The organism is Geomonas anaerohicana (genome assembly GCF_016458305.1).
Taxonomy (GTDB): Bacteria; Desulfobacterota; Desulfuromonadia; order Geobacterales; family Geobacteraceae; genus Geomonas; species Geomonas anaerohicana.
In genome coordinates this window covers 476131-501820 of record NZ_JAEMHL010000002.1, presented here as the reverse complement: position 1 = coordinate 501820, position 25690 = coordinate 476131, and the positions used below count along the sequence as shown (strand labels likewise).

Below are 25690 nucleotides of genomic sequence, written 5' to 3'. Positions count from 1 at the left end.
AAGACGTGGGCCACTCCACAACAGCCCAACGTCGAACGTTGAACGTTGAACGGCGGTTCGGCGGTTAATTGCACAGTTTGATCACCTCGCGGCTGATGGCGTCCAGGGGGCGGATGTAGTCGACGCCTCCCAGCTTGATCGCCTCGTTGGGCATGCCGAAGACGATGCAGCTTGCCTCGTCCTGGGCGATGTTGAGGGCGCCGGCCTGCTTCATCTCCAGCATGCCGTGCGCGCCGTCGTCCCCCATGCCGGTCATGATCACCCCTACCGCATTCTTCCCGGCATAGCGTGCGGCGGAACGGAACAGGACGTCCACCGAGGGACGGTGGCGCGACACCAGCGGGCCGTCCTTGACCTCGACGTAGTAGCGCGCACCGCTGCGCTTCAACAGCAGGTGGTGGTTACCCGGCGCGATCAGCGCCCGGCCGCGCACCACGGTGTCGTTGTTCTCCGCCTCCTTGACCGTGATCCGGCACAGCCCGTCCAGCCGCTGCGAAAAGGCGCGGGTGAACCCCTCGGGCATGTGCTGCACGATGACGATGCCCGGGCAGTCGGCCGGCAGCGACTCCAGGAACGTCCGCAGCGCCTCGGTCCCCCCGGTCGACGCGCCGACCACCACCACTTTCTCGGTGGTCTGCATCATCGCCTGGCTCTTGGGTTTTTCCATGATCACGTCGGCGGTCAGCTTGGGAGCCACCTGGTGGGGCACCGCGGAGACCCGCCTGAGCCTTGCCTGGCTCGCCGCCTTCACCGCGTCGCAGATCCTCACCCGGGACTCCTCCAGGAACGCCTTGGTCCCCAGGCGCGGCTTCTGGATGATCTCCACCGCCCCGTACTCCAGCGCCTTCAGGGCGGTCTCCGACCCCTTCTCCGTCAGGCTGGAGCACATCACCACCGGGATGGGATGCTGGCTCATGATCTTGTGCAGGAAGGTGATGCCGTCCATCCTGGGCATCTCGACGTCGAGGGTGATCACGTCGGGAACCTCCTGCCGGATGCGCTCCGCCGCGATGAAAGGGTCGCCGGCGGTGGACATCACCTCGATCTGCGGATCGGAGGAGAGGATCTCCACCATGGTCTGGCGCACCACGGCCGAATCGTCAACTATCAGTACCTTTACCTTCTTGGGCATCTAACAACCCCCTGTTTTCCTCATCCGTTTCAGAAGCACCTCTCCGGTGTGGGAGTGGAAGATGATCTTCCTGCCGAGTTCCCCTCCCAGGTCCTGCTTGGCCACCCGCACCGACTCGTGCGCCAGGATCCTGAGCGCCATCTCCGAATTCTGCCGCCCCACGCTGCGCAGCCTGCCGCGGGCATCGAACATGTCGGCACCGCCGAAGACCTTGGCCTCCAGTTCCCCGCGCAGCGCCCCCCGCTGCAGCAAGCGCTCCAGCATGGTCCTGATGGCGCTGTCGACGTACTTGCCGTGCGGCCCGTCCTGCAACCCGTCGAAGAGGTCGCCGGTGCCGGGAAGCTGGGCGTGGCAGATGGCCCCCATCCGGAGCCGGTAGTTGAAGAGGGTGACCGCGACGCAGGAACCGAGCAGGGTGGTGACCAGCACAGGCTCAGAGCTTACCATTATCTGGCCCGGTTTCAGGTAGACGACCTGTCCCTGCGTCTGCGGGATCATCTCGGCCGGCGGTACACCGTCGGGTAGACACTCACCAACGGCACGTCGAGGCCGCTCAACGTCTCCGAGTGCCCCATGAAGATGAAGGCGCCCGGCTTCATGTAGCGGTGGAAGCGCTGCAAGAGCCTTTCCTGGGTGGGGCGGTCGAAATAGATGATGACGTTGCGGCAGAAAATGATGTCCAGATGATCGCGCATGCCGAAGTCTTCGTCCATGAAGTTGAGGCGACGAAAGCGCACCTTCTCGCGCAACTCAGGGACGATGCGCACCACGCCGCTGGAGCGGTCCTTGCTGCGCAGCAGGTACTTTTTCTTGAGTTCCAGGGCGACCGGCTCGACCTGGCTCTCGGTGTAGATCGCCGTCTTCGCTTTATCCAGCACCCGAGTGGAGATGTCGGTCGCCAGGATCTTGAAATCGAACCCAGGGTTGCGCTGGGCGAACTCGGAGAGCACCATGCACAGGGTATAGGGCTCCTCGCCGGAGGAGCATCCCGCGCTCCAGACGGAAAGCGCGGCACCGGGATGCCGCTTGACCCACTCGGGAAGCACCGTGTGGGTCAGGTAGTTGAAATGGTCCGGCTCGCGGAAGAAGTCGGTCTTGTTGGTGGTGACCATGTCCAGCATCTGCACCAGTTCTTTCTCCATCCCCTCCGCGGAGAAGAGAAAGTCGCAGTAATCAGTGAAGCTGTGCATGCCGAGGCTTCTCAGCCGCTTCTGCAGGCGCGCCTCCAGCATGGTTTTCTTCACCTCCGGCATCTTGATGCCGCAGGTGTCGTAGATAAACCGGCTCAATCTGCCGAAGTCGCGCGCCGACAGGTTGGCGCTGTGCTCGATGACACCTGGTTCTGCCATGTTAACGGCCCTCGCTGCTTGCATAGGCGCTACGCCCCCCTACCCGTCAGTTCTGTTCCACCTCGGCCGCCTGCACCAGTTGCGGGACATCGAGGATCAGCGCCACGGAGCCGTCCCCAAGGATGGTCGCCCCGGAGATCCCCTCGGTGTCCTTATAGGCACGCCCGAGCGACTTGATCACCGTCTGGTGCTCGCCGATGACATGGTCCACCACGAACCCTACCCGTATCCCGTTCACCTGGGTGATCACGATCTGCTCGATCTCCGGCGGCTCACCGGTGATACGGAAATGCTGCCTGAGCGGAATGTACGGGACCAGGTGCTCGCGCACGTGGGCCAGGTTCCTGCCGTGGGAGCGCGCCACGTCTTCGCGGGTCAGTTCCACGCATTCGTCGACCAGTGCCAGCGGCAGCATGAAGGCATCGTTGCCGATCTTCACCAGCAGGCTCTCGATGATGGCCAGTGTGAGCGGGATCTTCACCGTGATGCGGGTCCCCTGGCCGCGCACGCTGGTGATGTCGATGCTGCCGCGCAAGGCCTCGATGGCCCGCTTCACGACGTCCATGCCCACGCCACGTCCCGAGATGGAGGAGACGGTCTTGGCGGTGGAGAAGCCCGGTGCGAAGATGAGGTTGAAAAGCTCTTTCTCGGAGAGTTCGGCGCTGGCGGAGATGATGCCCCGCTCGATCCCCTTGGTGCGGATCGCCTCCTTGTCCAGCCCGCCCCCGTCGTCGGCGATGGTGATGAGCACGCTGTCGCCGGAGTGGACCGCGGCCAGGTGCACCGTGCCGCGTGCCGGCTTGCCGGCCGCCTCGCGCGCCTCGGGCAGCTCGATGCCGTGATCGATGCTGTTCCTGATCAGGTGCACCAGCGGGTCGTTCAACTTCTCGATCACCGTCTTGTCCAGTTCGGTCTCTTCCCCTTCCGTGGTCATCTCGATCTGCTTGCCCAGCTCCGCGGAAAGGTCGCGCACCAGGCGCTTGAACTTGCTGAAGGTGCTGCCGATTGGGAGCATGCGGATGTTGAGGGCGCTGTCGCGCAGCTCGGCGGTCAGGCGCTCCACCTCTTCGGCTATGGCCATCAGTTCCGCGTCGTCACGCTGCGCCGCGGTCTGCGACAGGCGCGCCTGCACCGTGACCATCTCTCCCACCAGGTTCACCAGGAGGTCGAGCCGCTCGGCCGGGACCCGGATGCTGGAGGATGCGTCCGCGACCTGCTTCTCCTGGCGCACCTCTTTGACGTGCTTTTGTTCCGCCAGTGCGGAGTTGACCTTCCCTTCCGGAAGGATCCCCTCGGAGACGGCCAACTCGCCGAAACGCTTTTGCCGGGACAACACGGCCTTCATCTCGTCTGGCGTAATGTCCCCGCGCTCCAGCAGGATCTCGCCCAGCTTCTTGTAGTCCTGCTGTTCGTCGTAGCGGCTGTGCTCGGCCACCACTTCGATCTTCAGGTCGCAGTCGTCTTCCACGAAGATGAAGACGTCGCGCACCGCGTTCTCCCCCTGGTCCGTGGTGAGGATTATGTCCCAATAGACGTAGCATCCCTCGGGGTCCATCTCCTCCAGCGGCGGAAAGCCGTCGGTCTGCGCCACCACGGTGCAGGTTCCCAGTTCCTTCATCTCGGCCAGCAGGTTCAGCGGGTTGGTGCCGGTGACGAAGATGTCCCGGGAGGGTACGAAGCGGATCCGGTAGGTGACCGGGTCTTTTTTCTGCGGCGCCGCCTCCTCGTGGCGCTCGGGCGCAGCCTGGTCGCCGCCGCCGAAGCCGGCCAGTTCCCGCAGCCCCACGATGATGGCGGCGCTCGCCTGCAGGTCGGTGTCCGCACCGCTGTCGGCGGCATCGAGCATGGCCCGGATCTGGTCCCGGGCGGCCAAGGTCAGGTTCACCAGGCGGCTGGTGACGCTGAGCTTGCCGTTTCTCACCATGTCGAAGACGGTTTCCACCTCGTGGGTGAAGCTCGCGATGTCGTCGAACCCGAACATGGATCCGGAGCCCTTGATGGTGTGCATGGCGCGGAAGACCCGGCCGATCAGGTCCTGGTCATCGGGGCGCTCCTCAAGCTCCAGCAGCGAAGACTCCAGTTCCGTCAGGAGTTCGTATGCCTCTTCCTTGAATGCCTGCCGATGAAGGTCGATCATCCCAGCACCTTCTTCACAACGGCCATCAGTTGTTCAGGCTTGAAAGGCTTCACGATCCAGCCGGTAGCACCGGCAGCCTTTCCTTCCTGCTTTTTGGAATCCTGGGACTCGGTGGTCAGCATGACGATGGGGATGAACTTACAGCTGGCCAAGGCCCTCGCCCCCTTGATCAGCCCGATACCGTCCAGGTTGGGCATGTTCAGGTCGGTGATCAGCATGTCGACCTTGGTGTTGGCAAGCTTTTGCAGCGCGTCCTTGCCATCCACTGCCTCCACCACGTCGTAACCGCCTTGTTTCAGGGTGAAGGTCACCATCTGCCTTACGCTGGCAGAATCATCCGCTGTCATTATCACTTTGGCCATTAGCTCTCTCCTTCTACCCAGATGCAACTGCAAGCTCGATCTTGCGGACACCCGGTGTGCCTTTGAAATCCGGCGCCGTTCGCCGCTTCCCGGAAGGTGGCGTTGCCGCCGTCATAGACATGCAGGTTCTTGCCCCGGCGCAGCGCACTCTGGTGCGCCGAGCACAATAGCTGCAAACCGGTCAGATCGATCCCGGAAATAGCGGAGACATCGACCCGCACCTCCGACACCTCCTCGAGTGTCGCCAAGAGTGCGTCGCGGAAATCCCGCGCCTCGCAGATCGTGACGCTGCCGGTAACCATGAGTGTCTCCGTTGCCCCTTGCGGGTCTTTTACCCGTTCCAACTTCACCTCGTCCATATGGTCCTCGTCTCCGATCTAGAAAAGTTCCACGTTGCCGCCCAGTTCGTCCTCGTCGGCCGCCGGTGGCGGGGGCGCGGACAGGGTAGGCGTCCTCCCCCCGGTGGCGGGCCCGCTCAGCGACTCGTGGATCCTGCGTTCGCTCTGCATGGTGTAGCGCTGGGCCAGTTGGTCCAGGTTCCCCGCCACGCCGGCCGGAGCCAGCCTGCGTGCTTCGGTTGCAACGCCGGAGATGGCCCTGATCGACTCTTCCAGCACCTGGGCCACCTTGCGGTGCACCGTGATACCCGACACCACCTGCTCGATGTCGCTGGAGAGGCGGGTGACCGATTCGTCCATCTCGTGCAGCGAGTGCTGCAGCGTGTCGTTCACCTGCCTCAGGGTCTGCACCAGGTCGGACAGGGTCTGCACCATGCCGTGCACCTCGCCCTCCAGCCCGGTGGTCTCGACGTTCACCCCCTGGCTGAGCCGGTCGGTAACCCCGATGATCCCTTGCAGCGTTCCCGAGACCGCCCCGGTGTGATCGATGGCATCGATGGAAAGGCGCTGGATCGCCTCGGCAAGCACCCCGAGCGCCGCCCCCTCGTCACCGGTGTAGGCCGACTTGATCTGAGCGTTCAGGGCGATCAGCTTGATCTCTTCGCCGATCTTCTCGATGTCTCCTACGAAGGTGGCGATCTCCCCCACCGTCTCCGCCACGGTCCCCATGGCCAGGCACAGCGCCTGGTTCACCTTTGAGCTCTCCAAAAGCGCGTCGGAGACCACCGAGATGTCCCGTTCCATCCCCGTGAAGAAGCTTCCCCCGGCCTGGTCGGCGATGCCGGACATGCCGCTGGTCTGGGCGGAGAGGCCGGACTGCTTCCTGGCCACCTCACGCAGGCTCTCGATGATGATGCGCACCGCGCCGTCCAGTTCGTCGGAGGCGTGCCGCAACTGCGCCATCTGCAGTTCGCAGATGGTGGCCGTCGCATCCGCACCGCAGCTGCCGGCGTCCAGCCCCTGCTTCACCTCGTCCAGCGCCTCATGAACATGTTCGATCTGCTGGCGCACGATGTCGTGGGCCTGCATGGACATCACCACGTCGCCGATGGAGCGGTACACCTCGTCGGAGACGGCGGAGACCAGTGCCACCGAACTGGAACAGCGCGAGTTGATGTCGGTGAGCGACTGCAGGCTCTTCTTGGTCCGCGCCAGCACCTCGATGACCTTGTCATGCTGTTTCGCGCCAGCCTCCAGGACCCCGCTCAGGGTCTGCTCGATCTCCCGGGCCAGGTCGTCCTTTCTCTTCATGATGAAGGCGGCCTTGTCGTTGACCTGTACCGACAGTTCGCCGACGTCGCTGGCCAGGGTGTCGAACCCGGCGGCGCTTTGCCCCAGCCGGGCGCTCTCGATCTTGGTCGAGATCCCCAGCATGCGCAGCACCTTGTTCACCTTCTTGAACCCGGAGAGGGGATCGCCGACCTTTTCCAGGAGGCCGAGAATCTCGCGCAGCGTCTGCGCGCTCCCTTCGATCTCGTTCTGGGCCCGGTCCACGTAGTGCCCCATGTGGTCGAGCATCTCCCCGAGGCGGTCCATGGCGCCGGTGACGTGATCGCCGGCGACCTCACCCACCATGTCCGACGCAAGCCCTGAGATACCCAGGCCGCGCTGGTAGAAATCCTGCAGTCTGCCCCCGATCGCCAGGAACTCATCCTCCGTGGTCCCTGCAATCACGGCCAGTTCCACCGCAGTCCTGGCCAGGATCCCGGACCATCCCGGCGCCAGGGCCCTGACTTCCGAATCCCGGGTGCTGCTATCGTTGCCGCCAGCTATCATAGCGTTCCTTGTACTCTGTGAGGGTGGTCAACCACGGCCGTACGGGGCTTTCCCCCGACCGGTCCGGTTGAGTTATTTTATCGACAGCCGCGCAGAGATCTTGAAGCCTTTTTCTCATGTAATTCAAAACTTCCGCAATTTAATGGGGAAGTGTGCGCCCTCATTGGTGTTCTTCCCAGCGTCATCCCGCCCCGCCCCGCGGTAAAACGCCACATTACCTGTAATGTCGGGCACTTTAGACCACCAAAAAGCTGCTACGCAAAGGACGCAAGGTGTCAGCAGAAGGGACTGGCTCCGTTTAGGTGCCTGTCCCTTTAGCGGAACGCTCCATTCCGCCCAGCTACCTTACCCAAGCCTGATTCATGCCCTCTCCCTCCGGGAGAGGGTGCCCGAAGGGCGGGTGAGGGAGGTGCCACGAAGCGGGATCATTGCCTATTGCAGCGCCCTCACCCCAGCCCTCTCCCCGAGGGAGAGGGGGATGGGAAGATCGTCGCTAGTCAGGAAATAAAAAGGGCGCCCCCGATGAAGGGACGCCCTTGTTTGCTGCATGTGCGGTTGGGGCGGTCTAGCGCCGGACGAAGATCTCGCGCGCCATGGCGGAATCGATGGCGAATTCGGAGAAGCCGACCCTGAAGATGTAGGAAGGGAAGGCCTGCAACAAGGAGATCCGGTTGCCCGGGAGCACCCCCATCGCCATCAGCTTCTGCATCTTCTTGCTGTCCTCGGTCTGGATGTAGGCGATGTCGCCGTCGTCGCCGGGCTTCAACTCGGTGAGCGGCACCACGCCCAGGTCGCCGCTTTTGCGCGCCTCTTCGCAGCAGTCACCCGGCGGGATCGGCTTGCCGTGCGGGCAGGTGGCCGGGTGGTTCAGCATGGTGCAGACCTTGCTGTCCACCCCCTCGTTCAGGAGGTGTTCGAACTGGCAGGCCTTGACGTCACCGCTTTCGCCCCTGATGTTCAACACGTCCATCATCAGCCTTTCGGCCAGGCGGTGCCGCCTGATGGTCATGCGCCCTTCCTCGCGCCCCTCCGGGCGGAAGTAGATGCGCCCGTCCCTGATCTCGACCAGGGCCTGCGCGGAGAGTTCGTGATAGGCGGGGTCGCAGGCATCGATCTCCATCCGGTCCAGTTCGGCGTAGCCGGTCCCCCTCTCCTCCGACTCGATCCAGAGCGCCTCCAGTATCTCTTCCGCTTTGTCGCTAAGCTTCATGACTTCTCCTTTACCCTCACTCGGGGTCATCTAATTGCGGCCCACGGGCGCTATTCCCGGTCCTTCTTACTGAATATCTTCTTGAGTCCCTTAACGAGAGCCGGCTCGGGCGGATTCTCATAATTGCAGCGGGGACATTTTACCATCTTGCAGCCGGATGACATCGGGCAATTTTTGCACCCCACGTTTCCTTCGCTCTCCGCGAACTCATGTCCGCAAAATCCGCACCTCATGGGAACCTCAAAACCTGTTCAACGTTCTATGTTCGACGTTCTACGTTAAGCTTCCTGCCGCTCGCACACTTGTGCGGGCGCCCCACTCCTTCTGTTGGAAGCTAGACCAGGTGGGTCAGGAGCAGGAAGCGGTTCAACAGCCAGCCGGTGCCGAAGGCAAAGGTGGAGACGAACAGGCCGATACCGATGGCGACCTTCCAGCCCCGCTCCTTCTTCATGATCAGGAACTGCGCCACGCACGGGATGAACAGGGTCAGGGTAACAGCGGCGACGGTCAACTGGCGCGCGTCCATCAGCCCCTTGCTCTGCAGGTCGTACAGGCCGGCGGCACCGTAGTCGCGACGGAAGAAACCGAAGATGAAGGCAACGGCACTCTCCTTGGGAAGCCCCAGCGAAGCCATCACCGGGGTCATCGCCTCGATCATCTTCTCGAAGAAATGGGTGACCTTGCCCAGCCACAACAGCACCGAGGCCAGGATGAACAGCGGCAGGATCTCCATGAAGTACCACTGCATGCGGGTGTAGGTCTTGGTCAGGACGTTGGAGAACTGCGGCAGCCGCATGGGCGGGATCTCCATGTAGAACATCGGGGTGTCGCCCGGGAGCACCTTGGAAGCGAGCAGACCGACCAGCAGGAAGATCCCGAACAGGCACAGCCCCCAGACCAGGAGCGCACCGGGGGTCTTGGACAGAAGCGACATGATCACGCCCAGCTGCGCCGAGCACGGGATCGCCAGCGCCAGCAGCACCGTCGCGATGACGCGCTCACGCACCGTCTCCAGGGTCCGGGTCACCATGGTGGCCATGGTGTCGCAGCCGAAGCCGAGCACCATCGGGATGACGGCGCGGCCGGTGAGTCCCATGGTCTTGAAAACCCGGTCCACCAGGAGCGCCAGGCGCGGGAAATAGCCGCTGTCCTCCAGAACCGAGAAGAAGAGGAAGAAGGTGGCCACGATGGGGAGGATGATGCCGACGGCGTAGCGGAAGCCCAGGGTGATGATGCCGTACTCGCCGACGAAAAGTTCCTGGATGACGGGCCAGGGGACGTTACCCTTGACGACAGCAGTGATCCAGGGGTTGAAGAACTCCTCGAACCCCTTCCCTTCCAGGAAGTCAACCAGGGTCCCGGCGCCGAAGACACCCACGAACTGGTACAGGCCGAAGTAGAGCACGACGAGGAGCAGCGGCACCCCGGTGCTCGGACGCACGGTCAGGCGGGAAATGCGCTCGGCAAGCGTCACCACCCGCTTCTGCGGTGTCCGGAAAGCACCGTCCAGCACCTTCTTGACGATCGCCTTGCGCTCCATGGAGAGATCGAGGTGGAAGGACTCCCTGCGCTCGAAGCGCTTCTCCCTCACCGTGGCCTCGACCTGGGCAAATCCCTCCCCCTCGCTGTCGCGCACCAGATCGGCGACCTCGGTGTCGCCCTGCAACAGGAGCAGCGCCAGCGACTTCTTGGAGAGGATGTAGTCAGCCTTGAGGCAGCCGGCGATCCCGGCGATGTCGGTTTCCATGAGCCGGGAATATCCGAAGGGGGCGATGGTGCTCGCGCTGGAGCCGGCGATGGCGGCGCGGATTTCGGGAACGCCGACCTTTTTGGCGGTGGCAGCGCCGATGACGGGGATGCCCAGGCGCTGGGACAGCAGGGGGATGTCGATCTCCAGCCCCATGCGCGCCGCCTCGTCCATGATGTTCACCACCAGCACCACCGGCAGTTCCGCCTCGATCAGCTGCAGCGTCATGGGGAGCATGCGCTCCAGGTTGCGCGCGTCGAGCACGTGCAGCACCAGGTGCGGCCGCTCGGTAAGCAGGATCTCGCGGGCGACCCGCTCCTCCTCGGTGATGGGGAGGATGGAGTACATGCCCGGGGTGTCGATGACCTCGAACTCCTCGCCGTTGATGGTAGTGGTGCCGCGGGAGACCTCCACGGAGGTGCCGGGATAGTTAGAGACGGTGACGTAAGCGCCGGTCAGCGCGTTGAAGAGCACGCTTTTCCCGACGTTGGGATTCCCTACCAGGGCCACTTTCTTGGCGCCGGTACTGCTGACGGTTGGAGTTTCGTGACAGGAACCCTTCTTACCAAAAAATGACATGACTCTACCTACCCCTTTTTAACGTTCGTTTGCCAATGAAATGTCAATGAATGTCACTTTCATGATGGCGGGAATTTGCTTCCACAAAAGACAATTAACAGGGACAAAGGGGATAAAAGGTTTTTCATCCCTGGTATCCCTGTTAAACGCCTTTGTTACTTTCTGCAGTTGGCGCAGAGGCCGTAAATCTCGAGGCGATGCCGCTCGATGAGGAAGCCGCGGCTGTCGGCCACCTCGTCCTGCAGTTTCTCGATGGTTTCGTTTTCGAATTCTTCGATGTGGCCGCACCGGGTACAGACCAGGTGGTCGTGATGCTCCCCTTCGCTCACGTGCTCGTAGCGGGTCTGGCCGTCGCCGAACTGCATTTCGCGGGCAATGCCCGCCTCGGCGAAGAGCTTGAGGGTGCGGTACACGGTGGCGTAGCCGATGTTCGGGTGCTTGGACCTGAGCTTGAGGTACAGCTCCTCGATGCTCAGATGCCTGTCGCTGGAGAGGAAACAGTCGAGGATGATGTCGCGCTGTTTGGTCGACTTCAACCCCTTCTGGGACATGAAGTCAGCGAAAACTTTTTTCTTGGCTCGTTTCATGAGGACCCCAATTGAAAGTGGATGTCATGATAGCGAGCGGTACAGTTACTGTCAACTCTTTTTTCCGGGACTGAAGAAAGTGGGGAGGAGTCTGTGTCAGACAGATGGAGGGAGAAGCACAAGAGAGAAATGGCCCCCACCAGCCGGAGTCGCACGGGGGCCGGACAGAGATTGATTCGATTAACCTGGTTCCGGTTAGACAGAGTGCTGTACCGGGGAGCAGTTACGGGCCGGCAGTGAGTATAGCCGACGGCGTCAGGCTACAGCATCCCTGGCCGGCGTTCACTCAGGTGCAGGCTTGTTGGTGATCTCGGGAGGAATGTCCTCGGGGAGCGGCTGCACCGGGCGGCCGCACTTGCGGCAGCACTCCTCGCAGCCGGTTTCTTTGCCGGTGTCCTGTTCCAGGTGCGGCTTGATATCCTTCTTGGCCGCCCTGCACTTCTGGCAGCAGTCGCAGGCGTTCTCCTGGGTCGGACTTACCTCGACATCGCTCTGATCAGGGAGAAACTTGCCGTTGCCGCGGTGCACCAGTTCATCACCCGCCCCGAACGACCAGCAGGCCTGGGACAAAAGCAGCAACACGATGGCGATCGGCGTCTTGTTCATGGCGGCTCCTCCGATTTGAGGCAGGATGCGAGACCGGTCAACATTAACATCAGCCAACAAAGTGTCAAACGCCGCTTTGAAAAGGACCACCATGAAAAATGCAGGCATAACGCCACAGATGCTTTTCTCTGGTATACTCGCCGGATGAAAAAACTCTAACAGGAGGTGTCACATGCAGAGGCGTTTGGTGGCAACAATGGCAATCTTGGCACTGGTAACCGGCGGCGTGATGGGCTGCAAGAAGAAGAGCGAGGAACAGGCTCAACCTCCACAGAGCGTGATGTCGACGTCCAAGGCGGCAACGTCAGCCGCCCCACCGGCGCCATCGGCGACCGGTCTCACCGGTGAGCAACTCTTCAAGCAACACTGCGCGGTCTGCCACCCCAATGGCGGCAACACCATCACCCCTTCCAAGACCTTGAGCGCCAAGGCCATGGCCGACCGGAGCAAGATCACCAAGCCCGAGGACATCGTCAAGATCATGCGCCACCCCGGCCCGGGCATGAACAAGTTTGACGAGGGGATGATCTCCAACGATGACGCCAAGAAGATCGGCCAATACATCCTGGCCACCTTCCCGTAAGCCGCAGCTCCGGTGGGGGCGCTCCCGCCCCCGCCGACTTGCACCCCTCGCCCTCCGGGAGTGGGCTGGGGGTGAGGGAACGTCCCGCTTTGTGACCCAGTTCACCTGCCCCGGAACACTAATGTAGTAAGGTGCCTGCATGACCTTTCTTCCGGCGCTTAAATCCCTGTACGCAGTGAACGGTTTTGTCGCGGTCCTGTTGTACCTGCCCCAAATAATGAAGGCATGGAGCGACCGCAACCATGCCCTTTCCCTTTCACCGCTCACCTTCGGTGGCTGGTGCATCGGCTCCCTCATCACAGCGCTCTACGCCTCCCTGTTGGTGCACGATCACATCTTCACCGCGGTCAGCCTCGGCAACGCCCTCGGCTCCGGCGCCCTTTTCCTCATCGTCCTTGCCAGCCGTATCGCCTCGCGGCGGGAATCCTCGCCATGCTGACCATCCTCCCCGCCGCTAGCGGCAGGGAACGAAGCGCACCGACTCGGCGGTCTCGCGCAGCAATTTAACCAGGCACGACAGCACGTAGTCGATATCTTGAGCGCTGTTGGACCACCCCAGCGAGAAGCGCACCGAACAGTGCGCCTGCTGAGGCGTGAGCCCCATGGCGATGAGCGCGTGGGACGGATCGGGATTGCCGGACTTGCAGGCCGAGCCGGACGAAAGCGCAATCCCCAGCCGGTCCAGGTGCAACACCAGCGACTCCCCGCGGAAGCCGGGGAGCTCCATGTTGAGCGTGTTGGGGAGGCACAGCAGCGCCGGCCCGTTGCGGCGCGCGCCCGGCAGCAGCTCGAGGATGCCCTGTTCCAGTCGGTCCCGCAGGTGGACCAACCGCGCCGCCTCGCCGGCGTGCAGTCTCTGCAGGGCCAGTTCCACCGCCTTGGCGAAGCCGACGATGCCCGGGACGTTCTCGGTGCCGGCGCGCAAGCCACGCTCCTGTCCCCCCCCGGTAATGATCGGCTCCAGCCGCACCTCCCGCCCGACGTAGAGCGCCCCTACCCCTTTAGGACCGTGCACCTTGTGCGCGGAGAGCGTCAGGAGATCCACCCCCAACTGTTCGACGTCGAGCTCCACTTTCCCCAGGGCCTGAACCGCATCACAGTGAAAGAGCGCGCCGTAGCGGTGTGCGATGGCCGCCAGTTCCGGCACCGGCTGCAGCGCCCCGGTCTCATTGTTGGCCAGCATCACGGAGACGAGCAGCGTGTCCGGACGCAGGGCCCGCTCCAGGGTCTCCGGCCGCAACACGCCCTCGGCATCCACCGGCAGCACAGTGAGCTGGTAACCGCTTCGCTCCAGCGCCCGGCAGGTGTTGAGGACGGCGGGGTGCTCGACGCTGCTGGTAACCAGGTGGCGCCGGGCACCGTCGCCGGCCAGGGCCGCACCGCGGATGGCGAGGTTGTCCGCCTCGGAGCCGCCGCCGGTAAAGACGATGCGGCGCGCGGTGCAGTTCAGGGCCTGGGCCAGGGCGCGCCGGGCCGCGTCGAGGGCGCTCCTGGCCCGGCTCCCCGCACCGTGGATGCTGGAGGGATTGCCGAAGTCATCGGTGAGCAGGGGGAGCATCGCATCGCGCACCTCCGGGTGCACCGGGGTGGTGGCGTTGTGGTCCAGGTAGACCAGGCGCTGCGGCGCGGACTCGAGGCGCCGGGGGGGGATGACCTCACAGGCACCACTGTTCACCTCTGCTTTCGGTATCAGCTGCCCCCCCTCCGCGCCGGCCTTGACGATACGGCACAGCAGGGTCTTGTAGACCGGGAACCCGGAGATGGGGTCGAAGCGGTTGGGGTCGGTGAGCTGGTTCACGTTGCACTGCTGCCATGCCTTCGGCCCTAGCGGCCCTCCCCCGCCCATGGCCGCGTCGATGCAGCCCGGCGCGATATCTTCAGTCACCTGGGCGCGGTACAGCGCCCTCCCCCGCGGCGTCTCCAACCAGACCCGCTCGCCGTCCGTCACACCGAGATCCGCCGCGTCCCGGGCGTTCAGCGTAACCGGCGGTTCCGGGAGCGGGTCGGAGAGGTCGGCCACGCCGTGGTGCTGGCTGCGAAAGTCGTGCAGGTTGCGCGCGCCGGAGTTGAATACCAGCGGATAGTCGCGCGCCAGCACCGGATCGGCCAACGGCCCCTCGCCGGGCTCGGTGTAGACCGGCAGCGCCGGGTAGCCGTGCTCGGCCAGGATGGATGAGGCAATCTCGAACTTGCCGCTGGGGGTGTTGAAACCGGGCTGCCCGTCGGGTCGCAGCAGCCCCTTTTCCCACTTCTTGTACTGCATCATTACCGTCGGCACCCGCGCCTCCCCTCCCGCGGCCCGAACCTCTTCGAGGGTAAACCCCGAACCGGCCAGCGCATAGCGGAGCAGGTCTTCTTCGTTTTGCGGGTACTGCTCGCCGTAGCCCAGTCGCCGGGCCAGTTCGGCCTGGATGAAGAAGTCGTTTCTCGCCTCCCCCTGCGGCGCGACCAGGCGCTCCCTCACCTTGAACAGCGGGCCGTAACGCATGTAGGAAACGTTCTCGTAGTAGGTGGTGGCGGGGAGGACGATGTCGGCATAGGCGGAATCGGCGCTGTGGTAGCGGTTGATGGTGACCAGGAAATCGAGCGACCCCAAGGTCCGGCGCCAAAGGTCCGGGTCGGGCCACGCCGTGATCAGCGAGCCGCCCAGGACAATCAGGGCACGGATCGGGTACGGTTTCCCCTCCAGCACCGCCTCGGGAAGCACCGAGGCGTGTGATTCGCCGCGATAGGAGCTGTAAACCGGGAAGCGGTCCCGCCCCAGCGCGCGCTTCAGGTCGGGGTTGGCGATGAGGTGGGAGCGGTTCTGGGGAAAGATGTTCTCCTTCATGCGGAACAGGAGCCCCCCCGGAACGTCCAGCTGCCCGGCCAGGGCGAACAGGGTGAAGACGGCGCGGATGGCCTGGACGCCGCTGTCGGAGTACTCGAGGCCGGTGTACATCACCGGCACGGCGCCCCGGGTCGCCGCCAGCTGCCGCGCCAGTTGCCGGATAGTGTCGGCGGGGACGCCGGTGATCTGCTGCGCCGCCTCGGGGCGGTAGTGCTGCACCAGGGCGCACAGTTCCTCAAAGCCCACCGTCCACTCCTTGGCGAAGCGCTCGTCGAATAGCTCCTCCTCCACCAGGACCTCGATCAGGGACAGTGCCAGCGCGCCATCGGTGCCGGGGCGGATCGGGATCCAGAGCGCCTGCGCCTCGCGCGCCGTCTCACCGCGGCGCGGGTCTATGGCCACGACCCTGGCGCCGCGCTGCCGCGCCTGGAGGATCTGCCGATGCGCCAGCGGCGGCGAATCGGTGGCCGGGTTCGCCCCCCATAGGACGATCAGCTCCGCCTGTTCCAGATCGGTCTCCATGGTGATCAGCATCTCGCCCATGGTCACGTGCGGGGCGATCATGGCGAAGGAAACGTAGCAGAGAGCGCCTACGCCGAGCGTGTTGGGGGAACCGAAAGGAAAAAGGACGCTGGAGGCGGAGGAGACCGCGGCGTCGGCAGGCTGGAACAGGTCGCACAGGGCCATATCGAAGCTGCCCCGGCCGGTGTAGATCGCCGCCGCTTCCGGGCCGCGCTCCTCTTTCAGCTCCTGGAGCCGGGTTACGATGGTGTCGAAGGCCTCGTCCCAGGTGACCCGCTCGAAGTCGTAGCCACCCTTGGCGCCACGGCGGCGCAGCGGATAGAGCAGCCGGTCCGGGTCGTGGACGATCTGCGGCGAATGTTGCCCGATGCGGCACAGCATGCCCAGCGGCGTCCCCGCCTGCGGTTCCACGCCGGTCAACCGTCCATCCCGCAGCGTTGCGGTGACGAAGCACCCGGCCGGACAGATACCGCACAAGCCGTCTCGTTTCTCCACGCCCTCCCCGCTCACAACGACCTCCTCCAGCCCCGACGCGGCGAGTATAGCGGCCGGCGGCGCAACAAGAGCAGTGCGAACCAGCCCTGGTCGTCGGTAAAGACCCGTTCGGCGGCAAAGCCGCATCCCTCCAGTTCCGGCATCACCCGTTCCAGTCGAAACTTCCGGCTGATCTCGGTGCGCACCAACTCCCCCTGCCCAATGGTGATCACCCGTCCCGGCGGCGTCAGCCGGAACGTCTGCTCCCGCGTAAAGCGTGCCGAGATCTCGACCAGTTCCTGGTCCTGGCGATACCAGGCCGCGTGCTCGATGGCGTCCAGATCGATGCCGGCGCCAAGTTCCCTGTTCATCCGGGCGAAGAGATTACGGGTGAAACGCGCGCTGACCCCGGCCTGGTCGTTGTAAGCGCCCTCCAGGATTGAGCGCTCCTTGACCAGGTCCAACCCGAGCAAGAAAAAGTCCCCCGGGCGCAGCGCCGCGGCCAGGGCGCGGACGAAGGCAAGCGTCTCCTGCGGGGTGAAGTTGCCGATGCTGCTCCCCAGAAAGGCAACCAGCACCGGGGAGAGCTGCGCCAGCACGGGGAAAGCCTCGCGGTACTGGCACTGAACGCCCACCACCTCCACCGTCGGAAACCTGGACCTGATACCGGCGCAGGCGGAGGAAAGCGCCGCGGCGCTGACGTCAACGGGGTAGTAGCGGGTGGGTCCGCCCTGCTCCAGCCAGGCCCTCAACAGGTGATCCGTCTTCTGGGCACTTCCCGATCCCAATTCCAGGATCCGCGTCGGTCCGGTCAACTCCCGGATCTCGGCGGCATGCGCGGCCAGGATCGCGGCTTCGGTGCGGGTTAGGTAGTATTCAGGCTGCCGGGTGATCTCTTCGAACAGCGCGCTCCCTTCTTCGTCGTAGAGAAAACGGCTTTCCATGCTGCGGGGATCGGCGTAGAACCCGCGCACGCAGGAGCGCGCGAAATCAATGAGCGGATCAAGATTTGGCTGAGACTGTACGATGGCGGGGGTGCGCTTCAGGCAGGCATCGCGCAAATTTCGGCACAGATGCGGCTCGGGCGAGGCAAAAAATGCATCCATGGTTCCCTCCTGGCTCATTGCCACTTGCAAAAAGATCAAAAGATTATAAATAACTAATCTTCTGCGTCAATGAACAGCTGACGACCAAGGGCTTTTGCAACTGGGCCCGACAACCGCTATGTAACCGGGAGCGCCGATTGATCAAGGGAGCCGACATGCACAGAGAAGAAAATGTCACTTTGGCGGGAGAGATCATGCTGGATTTCGCCGCGCTGACCGGGGTATCCAGGGAGGAGAAGCCGCAGCGCCGCTACCTCTGGACCGACGCCTTCGCGGTGTGCAATTTTCTGGAGCTGTACCACCGTACCCAGGATGAGCAGTGGCTGTTGCTGGCGCTGCGTCTGGTGGACCAGGTGCATCAGACCCTGGGGCGGCACCGGCCGGACTCCGCGAAAAGCGGGTGGCTCAGCGGTCTCGGCGCAGAGGAAGGGGAACGCCATCCCACCCGTGGCGGGCTGCGCATCGGCAAGAAGATGGAAGAGCGCGCACCCGACGAGCCGATGGACGAGCGCCTGGAATGGGAGCGGGATGGTCAATACTTCCACTACCTGACCAAGTGGATGCGGGCGTTGACCCGCACCAGCCGGGTCACCGGGGACGCCTGCTACCTGCGTTGGGGGATGGAACTGGCGCAGACGGCACACCGGGCCTTCCGCTTCAGCGGCCCGGACGGGGAGTTGGGACTGCATTGGAAGATGAGCGGCGACCTCCGGCGCTCCCTGGTCCCCTCGGTCGGTCAGCACGACCCGCTGGACGGCCTGGTCACCTGCTGCGAGATGCTCTGCGCTGCGCGACATTTTCCCGACCAGGAACTGCCCGACCTGGAGCAGGAGATCGGGGAGTTGACGCAGATGTGCCGCGGCAGGGACTTCAGCACCAGCGACAGCCTCGGCATCGGCGGCATCCTGGTCGATGCCTGCCGGACCGGCCAACTAATCGTCAACGAGGCATTCCAGGACCTCGCCCTGTTCCAGCGCATGGTGCACGACGCCATTTCGTCACTGGAAGATACGGGCAGCGGCTTTTTGGATCAGCCGGCCAAATACCGGCTGGCGTTTCGCGAGCTCGGTCTCTCCATCGGGCTGAAAGGAGCGGCGCGGCTTTTGCGGCTCTTTGAGGAATATCCGGACGTGCGCGGGGGCGAACTGGCAGAGTGGCTGCAGCCCCGGCTCGAAGAGATGCTGTGGTTTCACAAACTGTCGGGAAGGATCGAAGAGTTCTGGATCGAGGAAATGAGAAAGAGGACGGAGCACTGGAGGTCCCACGGGGACATCAACATGGTCATGCTAGCCACCAGCCTGGCGCCGGGGCAGTTCCTCCGGACCGACTGACCCAGCCAGCGCATCACAGTTGGTAGGTGGTGCCATCCTGCAACAGTTCCAGTCCCGGGATAGCAAGTGACTCTAGTTCGCTGCTGATAATCTCCTGGTACTGCGGCTTCAGGTGGGTGATCAGGACCCGGCGCGGAGGGCGCGCAAGCTTGGCCAGTTCTTTGGCCAGCAGGGCCGGGGTGAGATGACCGGTCAACAGGGCGATTTCCTCCATGGCACTCGGGAAGGAAACCTCCACCACCAGCGCGGCCAACTCGCCGGCCAACTCCCAGATGCGCTCCGTCGGTCCGGTGTCCCCGGTGTACAGCAGCGAGATGCCGTCCCGGGTGACGCGGTAGCCCAGCGCCGGAACCGGATGATTGACCCGGCACGCGAGCACCGCATAGTCGCCCACCTGAAACTCCTGTTCCACCGGGACTTCCCGGTAACGCAGTACCGGCTCCTGCGGCGTCGGAATCCTGGTGAAATCGGGCCAGATCAGCCCGTTCATGACATGGGTGCCGATGGCGGCGATAACTTCGGCGCTGCCGAGCACCTGCACCTTCTGAGATGAGCCCGATACCACGATATTGTCGGCAAGGAAGGGTATGCCGCGGACGTGGTCCATGTGGCAATGAGTTACCAGGATGTGCTCGATACTGCGCTGCTCCTCCTGGTCGAGCGCGGCCCCCACCGTGCCGGCGTCCAGCAGCAGGCAGCCGTCGATCAGGAACCCCGATGGGCTATGCCCGGGAAACTCGGCACCGGAACAACCTAGTACGCGTAACTTCACGGTCTCTCCTCTATTTGCCCCCCAGCGCGGCCAGCCTCTCCTGCGCCTGTTTCGCCACCGGGCTGTCCGGATACTTGGCCACGATTTCCTGGTACAGCTGTTTCGCATGCTCCCTGTTGTTCTGCTTCTCTTCGAATTGTGCCGTGTCGAAGAGCTCCTTCCCCTTGTCCCCGGCGCAACCACAAAGTGCTGCCACAAGCAGCGCACCCAGTACCACTCTCTTCATGCTGACCTCCTCCGGTTTCATCGCTGCGACAATCTATTCACACAGCTCCAACAGGAGGCACCATTACCATTAAGACAAGACCATGTAAATATCTTTTCCTGCCCGAGTGTCATCCCCTATTCCTGTCGGCTCCTCGCCTGCGAACTTGAGAGAATAAGGCACCGGCATCGCAACAGTTTCTCCCTCACCCCCGTTCCCCGTCCGTCACCGCACGCTGCGGGTAACTGCACTAACGGTGACGCCGGTCACAATCACCCAAAACATTAGATGGATATAATTCAAATGCCCAAAGGCCCTCATCACCACAACCGTGACAACGACCTCGGCCGCTGCGGCAGAGGCACAACCAGCTGTACGTGGAGGTGGCTATGAACATGATTGAGTTGAAAAATTTGCCCAAGGCAGTATGCACCGCTCTGCTGTTGGCCCTGGTGGCCGCCTGTGGTGGCGGTGGGGGTGGTGGTGACCAGCCGGTAGACCACTCCAAGTACACCGGCCAGACCGCCAGGGCGAGCATCACCACCGGTAACGCCGTCGCCTTCACCACCGATGCCTGGGCAGCCGGCAGTATCGGCTCATCCGCCAACGTCATCGGCGTCATGGTGCAAAACGACGCCAGTCCCGGCGGTAAGCTGATCACCCTCCCCGAGATCGCCGCCACCGTCCAAGGAAGCATCCCACAAGCCTTGGCGCGCGTGAAACAGGCCGCCCCGCTTCCCGGCGTGGCCGCCAGCAGCACGGTCTACGGTGCGGTCGGCGGATCGGCAGCGGTCAGCATGAACCTCAACGAGACGACCGGCAACTTCACCGGGAGCATGACCTTCAACAAGTACCAGAACCTCAGCAACGGCCCGACCATCACGGGGAGCGTCACCATGACCGGCATTTACAACCCGGCCACCGGCAGCTACGACTCCATCACGATGGATTTTGCCCCGCTTTCCGCCAACACCGCCAAGGGAACGGCCACCATGTACGGCTCCTTCGCCTTCAGTGCCACCGCCACCAGTGAGACGCTCAGGATGTCCTGCACGCTGAGCGTCAACTCCAGCCCCAACTACTGGATCAAGGACTGGACCTATACCTTCTCCAGAAACACGCTTGCCATCACCGGGGTCTACTTTCATCCGAGCTACGGATACGTAGAGGTGACAACACCGACACCGTTATCGGTAAGCTCATTCTCGGATGTGCCTATCGCGGGTGTATTCCAGGCAGCAGGCGCACATTGCACGAAAGCCAGGCTCACCTTCAGCTCGGCTGGCACCACAGTCACCGCCCTCACCAACGAGAGCAGTGAGTGGCAACTCTGTACCGAGTAGCCCGCACAGCATCACGGCCGCACCTCATAGAGCCCCCTTCCCCACGCTGGAGGAAGGGGGCTTCGCTTTTCAGCAGCTGCGCATTTATCTGCAGCAACGCCCCGCCTTGAACAAACTCCCTTTGTAGCCTAAAGTCATAGCTATGCCGCCATCCGCATTGAGACATTTCCACCCGCTGATCCAGCAATGGTTCATCGAGAACGTGGGTGATCCCACAGACGTCCAGTTGCGTGCCTGGGATGAGATCAGTCGACAGCGCCACGTCCTGGTCACCGCGCCGACCGGCAGCGGCAAGACCCTGGCCGCCTTTTTGTGGGCCATCAACCAACTGGTCACCGGCGCCTGGCCCCGCGGCGAAACGAAGGTGCTCTACGTCTCGCCCCTCAAGGCGCTCAACAACGATGTGCGCCGTAACCTGCTCGCCCCGCTAAACCAGCTGCGCGAGTTTTTCGCGGTCCGCGGGGAGAAGTTCCCCGCCATCGCCGTCCAGACCCGGAGCGGTGACACCCCGGGCGACGAACGGCGCAGGATGCTGCGTCACCCCCCTGAGATCCTTATCACCACACCGGAGAGCCTCAACATCCTGGTCACCTCCAAGGGGAGCAGGGCCACCCTCACCGGCGTGGCCACCGTAATCCTGGATGAGATCCATGCCGTCGCCGGCGACAAGCGCGGCACCCACCTGATCACCGCCGTGGAAAGGCTCACGCTGTTAAGCGGCGAGTTCCAGCGCATCGCACTGTCGGCCACGGTGCGCCCGCTGGAAACAATCGCCGACTTCGTGGCAGGCCTGCGCCTGGTCGGCCAGCGCCACCAGCCGCGCCCGATCTCGCTGGTCCGCGGCGAGCAGGAGAAGCGTTTCGAGTTGGAGATCAGCGCCCCATCGGCCGTGCTCTCCGGGGCGGATGAAGAATTCTGGCCCGCGCTGGTGGAACGCTTCACCGACATCATCACCAGGCACCGTTCCACACTCTTCTTTGCCAACAGCAGGAGGACCACGGAAAAGGTGACCCGGCTCATCAATGAGCTTTCCGGGGAGGAGCTTGCCTACTCGCACCACGGCTCGCTGTCCCGCGAGATCCGCCTCGCGGTCGAGGAGCGCCTGAAACGCGGTGAACTGAAGGCGATCGTCGCCACCAACTCGTTGGAACTGGGCATCGACATCGGCAAGCTGGACAGCGTGGTCCTGATCCAGACGCCGCGCTCCATCTCCTCCGCCATCCAGCGCATCGGCCGTTCCGGTCACGGCGTGGGCGAGGTCAGTAGCGGTATGCTCTTTCCCACCTACGGCATGGACTTTGTCTGCGCCGCCGTCATCGCGCGCGCCATTGCCGAAGGGGAGATCGAGGAACTGCACCCGGTCGAAGCCCCCCTGGACCTGCTGGCCCAGATCATGCTCGCCATGGGACTCCCCGAGTTGTGGCACCTGGACGAGCTCTACGATTTCCTCCGCTGCAGCTACCCATACCGTAACCTGTCCCGACAGCAGTTCGATCTCGTCGTCGGGATGCTGGAGGGGAAGTACGCCGATTCGCACGTACCGGAGCTGCGCCCCCGCGTCACGGTGGATCGGCTGGAAGAGACCATCGTCACCCGCCCAGCCCTCTCCATGCTGGTCTACCTGGAAGGAGGGACCATACCGGAGCGGGGCTACTTCGAGTTGCGCCTGAAGGAGAGCGGAGCCAAGATCGGCGAACTGGACGAGGAATTCGTCTGGGAGAGAAGGCTCGGCGACACCTTTGCGCTCGGGGCACAGGTCTGGCAGATCACCGAGATAAGTCACAGCACGGTTTTGGTGGTCCCGGCCCGCAAGTCCCAGCAGATCATCCCCTTCTGGCGCGCAGAGGAACTGGATCGCGACATCTTCTACTCCGAGAAGATCTCCTCCTTCCTGGAATCCTGCAATGAACGGCTGGGCCGGCAGGACCTGGTCGAAGAGCTGATGCGGCGCCACTTCATGGATGAGGGTGCAGCCAAGGCACTGGAGAGTTATCTCGAACTGCAAAGGGAAGCGACGGGCGCTCCCCTGCCCCACCGCCACCACCTGTTGGTGGAGCACTTCCGCGACCCGGTCGGCGGGGCCGAAACGGAGCAGATCATCCTGCACACCCTGTGGGGCAACACCGTCAACCGCCCGTTCACCTTCGCGCTGGTCGCCGCCTGGGAGCGGCGCTACGGCTACCCGCTGCAAGCCTTCTACAACAACGACGGCATCGCGCTGCTGCTCCCCCACGAAATGGAGCAACTGGACGAAATCCTCGAGTTGGTCACACCGGATAACATCGAATCCCTGCTCAGGGAATCGCTGGAAGGGACCGGCTACTTCGGCGCCCGGTTCCGCGAGAATGCCGGGCGGGCGCTGCTCCTGTCCCGGAGCAATTTCAAAAGAAGGATGCCGCTTTGGCTGAACCGGCTCCGCTCCAAGAAGCTCCTTGCCTCGGTGCTGCGCTACCGTGACTTCCCGGTGCTGCTGGAAACCTGGCGCTCCGCCCTCAAGGACGATTTCGACTTGGCCAACCTGAGGCGGGTATTGGAGGAGATCCAGGACGGCACCATCGAGGTCAGCCGGGTGCACACCAAGCAAGCGTCTCCCTTTGCCAAGGGGCTGATCTGGCAGCAGACCAACAAGTACGTGTACGAGGACGAAACCTTGGGGGGCGGCCGGAAGTCGGCCATCGGCAGCGATTTCTTGAAGGAACTCGCACTCTCACCGCACCTGCGCCCGCATCTTCCCCCCGAACTGGTGCGCCAGTTCCAGGAGAAACGGCAGCGGCTGGCGCCGGGATACGCCCCGGACTCGGCACGTGAGTTGATCGACTGGGTCAAGGAAAGATTGCTGGTTCCACTCCGGGAATGGCCGGATCTGTTGCGGTCGGTAGCCCGTGATGGCGGCCCGGGCGAAGAGGAGTCGCTGCTGCAGGTCGCGCAGCGGCTGGTCCTTGTGGAATTCCCCGGTGCGGAGGCCCCAATGGTCTCGGCGCTGGAGATGATCCCGGAAGTTGCTGAAGGGCTCGGGTGCAGCAGGGACGAAATAACCATCGCGCCGCTGATTGCCGTTCCGGATTTATCCGGCCTGCTGCAGCAGTCGCTCGACAGGCTGTGGCAACGCACGACGGCTGCGGCGGAGATTGGGGACGAAGAAGAACCCGGCGCGGCGAGAATTGTCGGGCGGTGGCTTGGCTACTACGGCCCCATGGAGTTGGCCGTGCTGCAGCGTACCCTGGGGCTTGAAGAGGGCCTGCTGCGCGACGCGCTGCAAAGCCTGGAGGAAACTGGCAGCGTGCTGGTGGACCGGTTCACCGGGGGGGGGGAAGAGCCGCAGGTATGCGATGCGGTGAACCTGGAGGCGCTGCTACGGATGCTGCGCAGGTCGAGAAGACCCGCCTTCGAGGCGCTGGACCTCGCCCAGCTCCCGCTGTTCCTGGCGCAGTTCCAGGGGATCGTGCAACAGGGGAGCACCCCCGACGACCTGCGGGACCGGCTCGAGCAACTGCTCGGCGCACCTCTTCCGGTGGGACTCTGGGAGGAGGACGTCCTTCCCGCCCGCCTGGCTCCCTATCTTGGCGCATGGCTGGACAGCCTGATGCAGAGCAGTGACCTGCTTTGGTTCGGCTGCGGCCCCAGACGGCTCTCCTTTGCTTTCCCGGAAGACCTCGACCTGTTTCAAGAGCAGGATGACAGCGGGACCGGGGCAACGGAACCGGAGCACCCGGCACTTATTCCGGATGACCGGGGTCACTACAACCTGAGCGCGATCTGCTCCATAGCGGGAGTCACGGCGGCAACGGCAACGACGGAACTTTGGCAGGCAGCCTGGAAGGGAGCGGTGAGCAACGATTCCTTCGCCGCCGTGCGCAAGGGAATCCTGAACCGTTTCGAGTTGCCGCAGGGGGATGCGGGGCACCGGCATCCAGTGCACGGACGGCATCCGCGACGGCTCCCCGGTAGTCGCTGGAACCGCGCCCAGGAAGGTCCGGGCAACTGGTTCGTGCTCCCCGAACCGCAAACGGAAATAGATGTGTTGGAAAAGGAGGAAAGAACCAAGGATCGCGTGCGGGTGCTGCTGGAGCGCTACGGCATCCTGTTCAGGGAGCTTTTGACGCGGGAACTCCCCGCCCTGCAGTGGAGCCGCCTGTTCAGGACGCTGCGCATCATGGAGATGTCCGGCGAACTCATCTCCGGCAACTTCTTCGACGGTATTCCCGGGCTGCAGTTCGTCTCGCAGGAGGCGTACCGATTGCTGGAGCGTGGCCTGCTCCAGGATGAGATCTTCTGGGTCAATGCCGCCGACCCCGCCTCCCTGTGCGGCAGCGGCCTGGAAGGCCTGCGCGAGGCGCTCCCTTCCCGCATCCCGTCGACCCACCTGGTCTACCACGGGTCGCACCTGGTCCTCATCTCACGACGTTACGGCAAGGAACTGGAGTTCAGAACCGGGGCGGACGACTCACGGTTGGAGAGCTACCTTGCCTTATTCAGGACCCTGGTCAGCCGCGACTTCAACCCGTTGAAACGCATCACCGTCGAACGTATCAACGGCGATCCCGCCAAGGAATCAGAGTACGCCGAGGCACTCAGGCGCTTCGGCTTCCAGGAATCGTACTCCGGGTTGGAATACTGGCGCCAGTACCCCTAACGTCCATA

The 25690-nt window shown here is 63.5% G+C and carries 21 protein-coding genes; 5 read left to right on the top strand and 16 right to left on the bottom strand.

Annotated elements, in window-relative coordinates; all coding sequences use genetic code 11:
• Window positions 1-64: 64 nt before the first annotated feature.
• The 12 genes from JFN91_RS05525 to JFN91_RS05475 form a co-directional block, all read right to left on the bottom strand.
• Window positions 65-1132 (bottom strand): protein-glutamate methylesterase/protein-glutamine glutaminase, encoded by a 1068-nt coding sequence (locus tag JFN91_RS05525; protein ID WP_199388188.1) that lies wholly within the window; start codon window positions 1130-1132, stop codon window positions 65-67.
• Window positions 1133-1630, bottom strand: coding sequence for a chemotaxis protein CheD (locus JFN91_RS05520; RefSeq protein ID WP_199388187.1), 498 nt, complete (start codon window positions 1628-1630; stop codon window positions 1133-1135).
• Window positions 1627-2481 carry a CheR family methyltransferase gene (locus JFN91_RS05515; RefSeq protein WP_407932147.1) on the bottom strand — a complete coding sequence of 285 codons (855 nt, stop codon included), beginning with the start codon at window positions 2479-2481 and terminating at the stop codon, window positions 1627-1629. Before JFN91_RS05515 ends, JFN91_RS05520 begins: the two co-directional genes overlap by 4 nt.
• 46 nt (window positions 2482-2527) lie before the next feature.
• Window positions 2528-4618, bottom strand: a complete 2091-nt coding sequence (locus JFN91_RS05510) for a chemotaxis protein CheA (protein WP_199388185.1) — start codon at window positions 4616-4618, stop codon at window positions 2528-2530.
• Complete coding sequence (locus JFN91_RS05505) at window positions 4615-4980, bottom strand: response regulator (RefSeq protein WP_183346687.1); 366 nt, start codon at window positions 4978-4980, stop codon at window positions 4615-4617. The genes JFN91_RS05510 and JFN91_RS05505 overlap by 4 nt, the downstream gene beginning before the upstream one ends.
• A complete protein-coding gene (locus tag JFN91_RS05500; RefSeq protein ID WP_199388184.1) occupies window positions 4980-5339 on the bottom strand; it encodes an STAS domain-containing protein in 360 nt (119 codons plus the stop codon). Before JFN91_RS05500 ends, JFN91_RS05505 begins: the two co-directional genes overlap by 1 nt.
• Window positions 5340-5357: 18 nt before the next feature.
• Window positions 5358-7154, bottom strand: a complete 1797-nt coding sequence (locus JFN91_RS05495) for a methyl-accepting chemotaxis protein (protein WP_199388183.1) — start codon at window positions 7152-7154, stop codon at window positions 5358-5360.
• A 565-nt stretch (window positions 7155-7719) separates the two neighbouring features.
• On the bottom strand, window positions 7720-8364 hold the full coding sequence (locus JFN91_RS05490) for a metal-dependent transcriptional regulator (RefSeq protein ID WP_199388182.1): 645 nt from the start codon (window positions 8362-8364) through the stop codon (window positions 7720-7722).
• Window positions 8365-8414: 50 nt separating this feature from the next.
• Window positions 8415-8597, bottom strand: coding sequence for a hypothetical protein (locus JFN91_RS21985; protein ID WP_236014972.1), 183 nt, complete (start codon window positions 8595-8597; stop codon window positions 8415-8417).
• 101 nt (window positions 8598-8698) lie between these two features.
• The gene (feoB, locus tag JFN91_RS05485) at window positions 8699-10690 is read right to left on the bottom strand and encodes a ferrous iron transport protein B (RefSeq protein WP_199388181.1); all 1992 of its coding nucleotides are present in this window, start codon (window positions 10688-10690) and stop codon (window positions 8699-8701) included.
• A gap of 155 nt (window positions 10691-10845) precedes the next feature.
• A complete protein-coding gene (locus tag JFN91_RS05480; RefSeq protein ID WP_199388180.1) occupies window positions 10846-11277 on the bottom strand; it encodes a Fur family transcriptional regulator in 432 nt (143 codons plus the stop codon).
• A gap of 282 nt (window positions 11278-11559) precedes the next feature.
• Window positions 11560-11883: a hypothetical protein gene (locus JFN91_RS05475; RefSeq protein ID WP_199388179.1), complete on the bottom strand. Its 324-nt coding sequence runs from the start codon at window positions 11881-11883 to the stop codon at window positions 11560-11562.
• Between the two features lie 196 nt (window positions 11884-12079).
• On the opposite strand from JFN91_RS05475, the gene JFN91_RS05470 reads away from it, so the two are divergent.
• Together JFN91_RS05470 and JFN91_RS05465 are read left to right on the top strand one after the other, a co-directional pair.
• Window positions 12080-12466, top strand: coding sequence for a c-type cytochrome (locus JFN91_RS05470; protein WP_236014971.1), 387 nt, complete (start codon window positions 12080-12082; stop codon window positions 12464-12466).
• A gap of 139 nt (window positions 12467-12605) precedes the next feature.
• Window positions 12606-12905, top strand: coding sequence for a PQ-loop domain-containing transporter (locus JFN91_RS05465; protein WP_199388177.1), 300 nt, complete (start codon window positions 12606-12608; stop codon window positions 12903-12905).
• A gap of 15 nt (window positions 12906-12920) precedes the next feature.
• On the opposite strand, the gene JFN91_RS05460 is transcribed toward JFN91_RS05465, so the two are convergent.
• Window positions 12921-16328 carry an IscS subfamily cysteine desulfurase gene (locus tag JFN91_RS05460; RefSeq protein ID WP_328745879.1) on the bottom strand — a complete coding sequence of 1136 codons (3408 nt, stop codon included), beginning with the start codon at window positions 16326-16328 and terminating at the stop codon, window positions 12921-12923.
• Window positions 16325-17398, bottom strand: a complete 1074-nt coding sequence (egtD, locus tag JFN91_RS05455) for an L-histidine N(alpha)-methyltransferase (protein WP_199388175.1) — start codon at window positions 17396-17398, stop codon at window positions 16325-16327. Before egtD ends, JFN91_RS05460 begins: the two co-directional genes overlap by 4 nt.
• 155 nt (window positions 17399-17553) lie before the next feature.
• Between egtD and JFN91_RS05450 the strand changes: the two genes are divergently transcribed.
• Window positions 17554-18729: a hypothetical protein gene (locus tag JFN91_RS05450; RefSeq protein WP_199388174.1), complete on the top strand. Its 1176-nt coding sequence runs from the start codon at window positions 17554-17556 to the stop codon at window positions 18727-18729.
• 13 nt (window positions 18730-18742) lie between these two features.
• On the opposite strand, the gene JFN91_RS05445 is transcribed toward JFN91_RS05450, so the two are convergent.
• Both JFN91_RS05445 and JFN91_RS05440 read right to left on the bottom strand, forming a co-directional pair.
• Window positions 18743-19501 carry a 3',5'-cyclic-nucleotide phosphodiesterase gene (locus tag JFN91_RS05445; protein ID WP_199388173.1) on the bottom strand — a complete coding sequence of 253 codons (759 nt, stop codon included), beginning with the start codon at window positions 19499-19501 and terminating at the stop codon, window positions 18743-18745.
• A gap of 10 nt (window positions 19502-19511) precedes the next feature.
• Window positions 19512-19727, bottom strand: a complete 216-nt coding sequence (locus tag JFN91_RS05440; protein WP_199388172.1) for an outer membrane protein assembly factor BamD — start codon at window positions 19725-19727, stop codon at window positions 19512-19514.
• 368 nt (window positions 19728-20095) lie between these two features.
• Between JFN91_RS05440 and JFN91_RS05435 the strand changes: the two genes are divergently transcribed.
• Both JFN91_RS05435 and JFN91_RS05430 read left to right on the top strand, forming a co-directional pair.
• Window positions 20096-21049 (top strand): hypothetical protein, encoded by a 954-nt coding sequence (locus tag JFN91_RS05435; RefSeq protein ID WP_199388171.1) that lies wholly within the window; start codon window positions 20096-20098, stop codon window positions 21047-21049.
• 142 nt (window positions 21050-21191) lie between these two features.
• Complete coding sequence (locus tag JFN91_RS05430) at window positions 21192-25682, top strand: DEAD/DEAH box helicase (RefSeq protein ID WP_199388170.1); 4491 nt, start codon at window positions 21192-21194, stop codon at window positions 25680-25682.
• Window positions 25683-25690 lie beyond the last annotated feature (8 nt).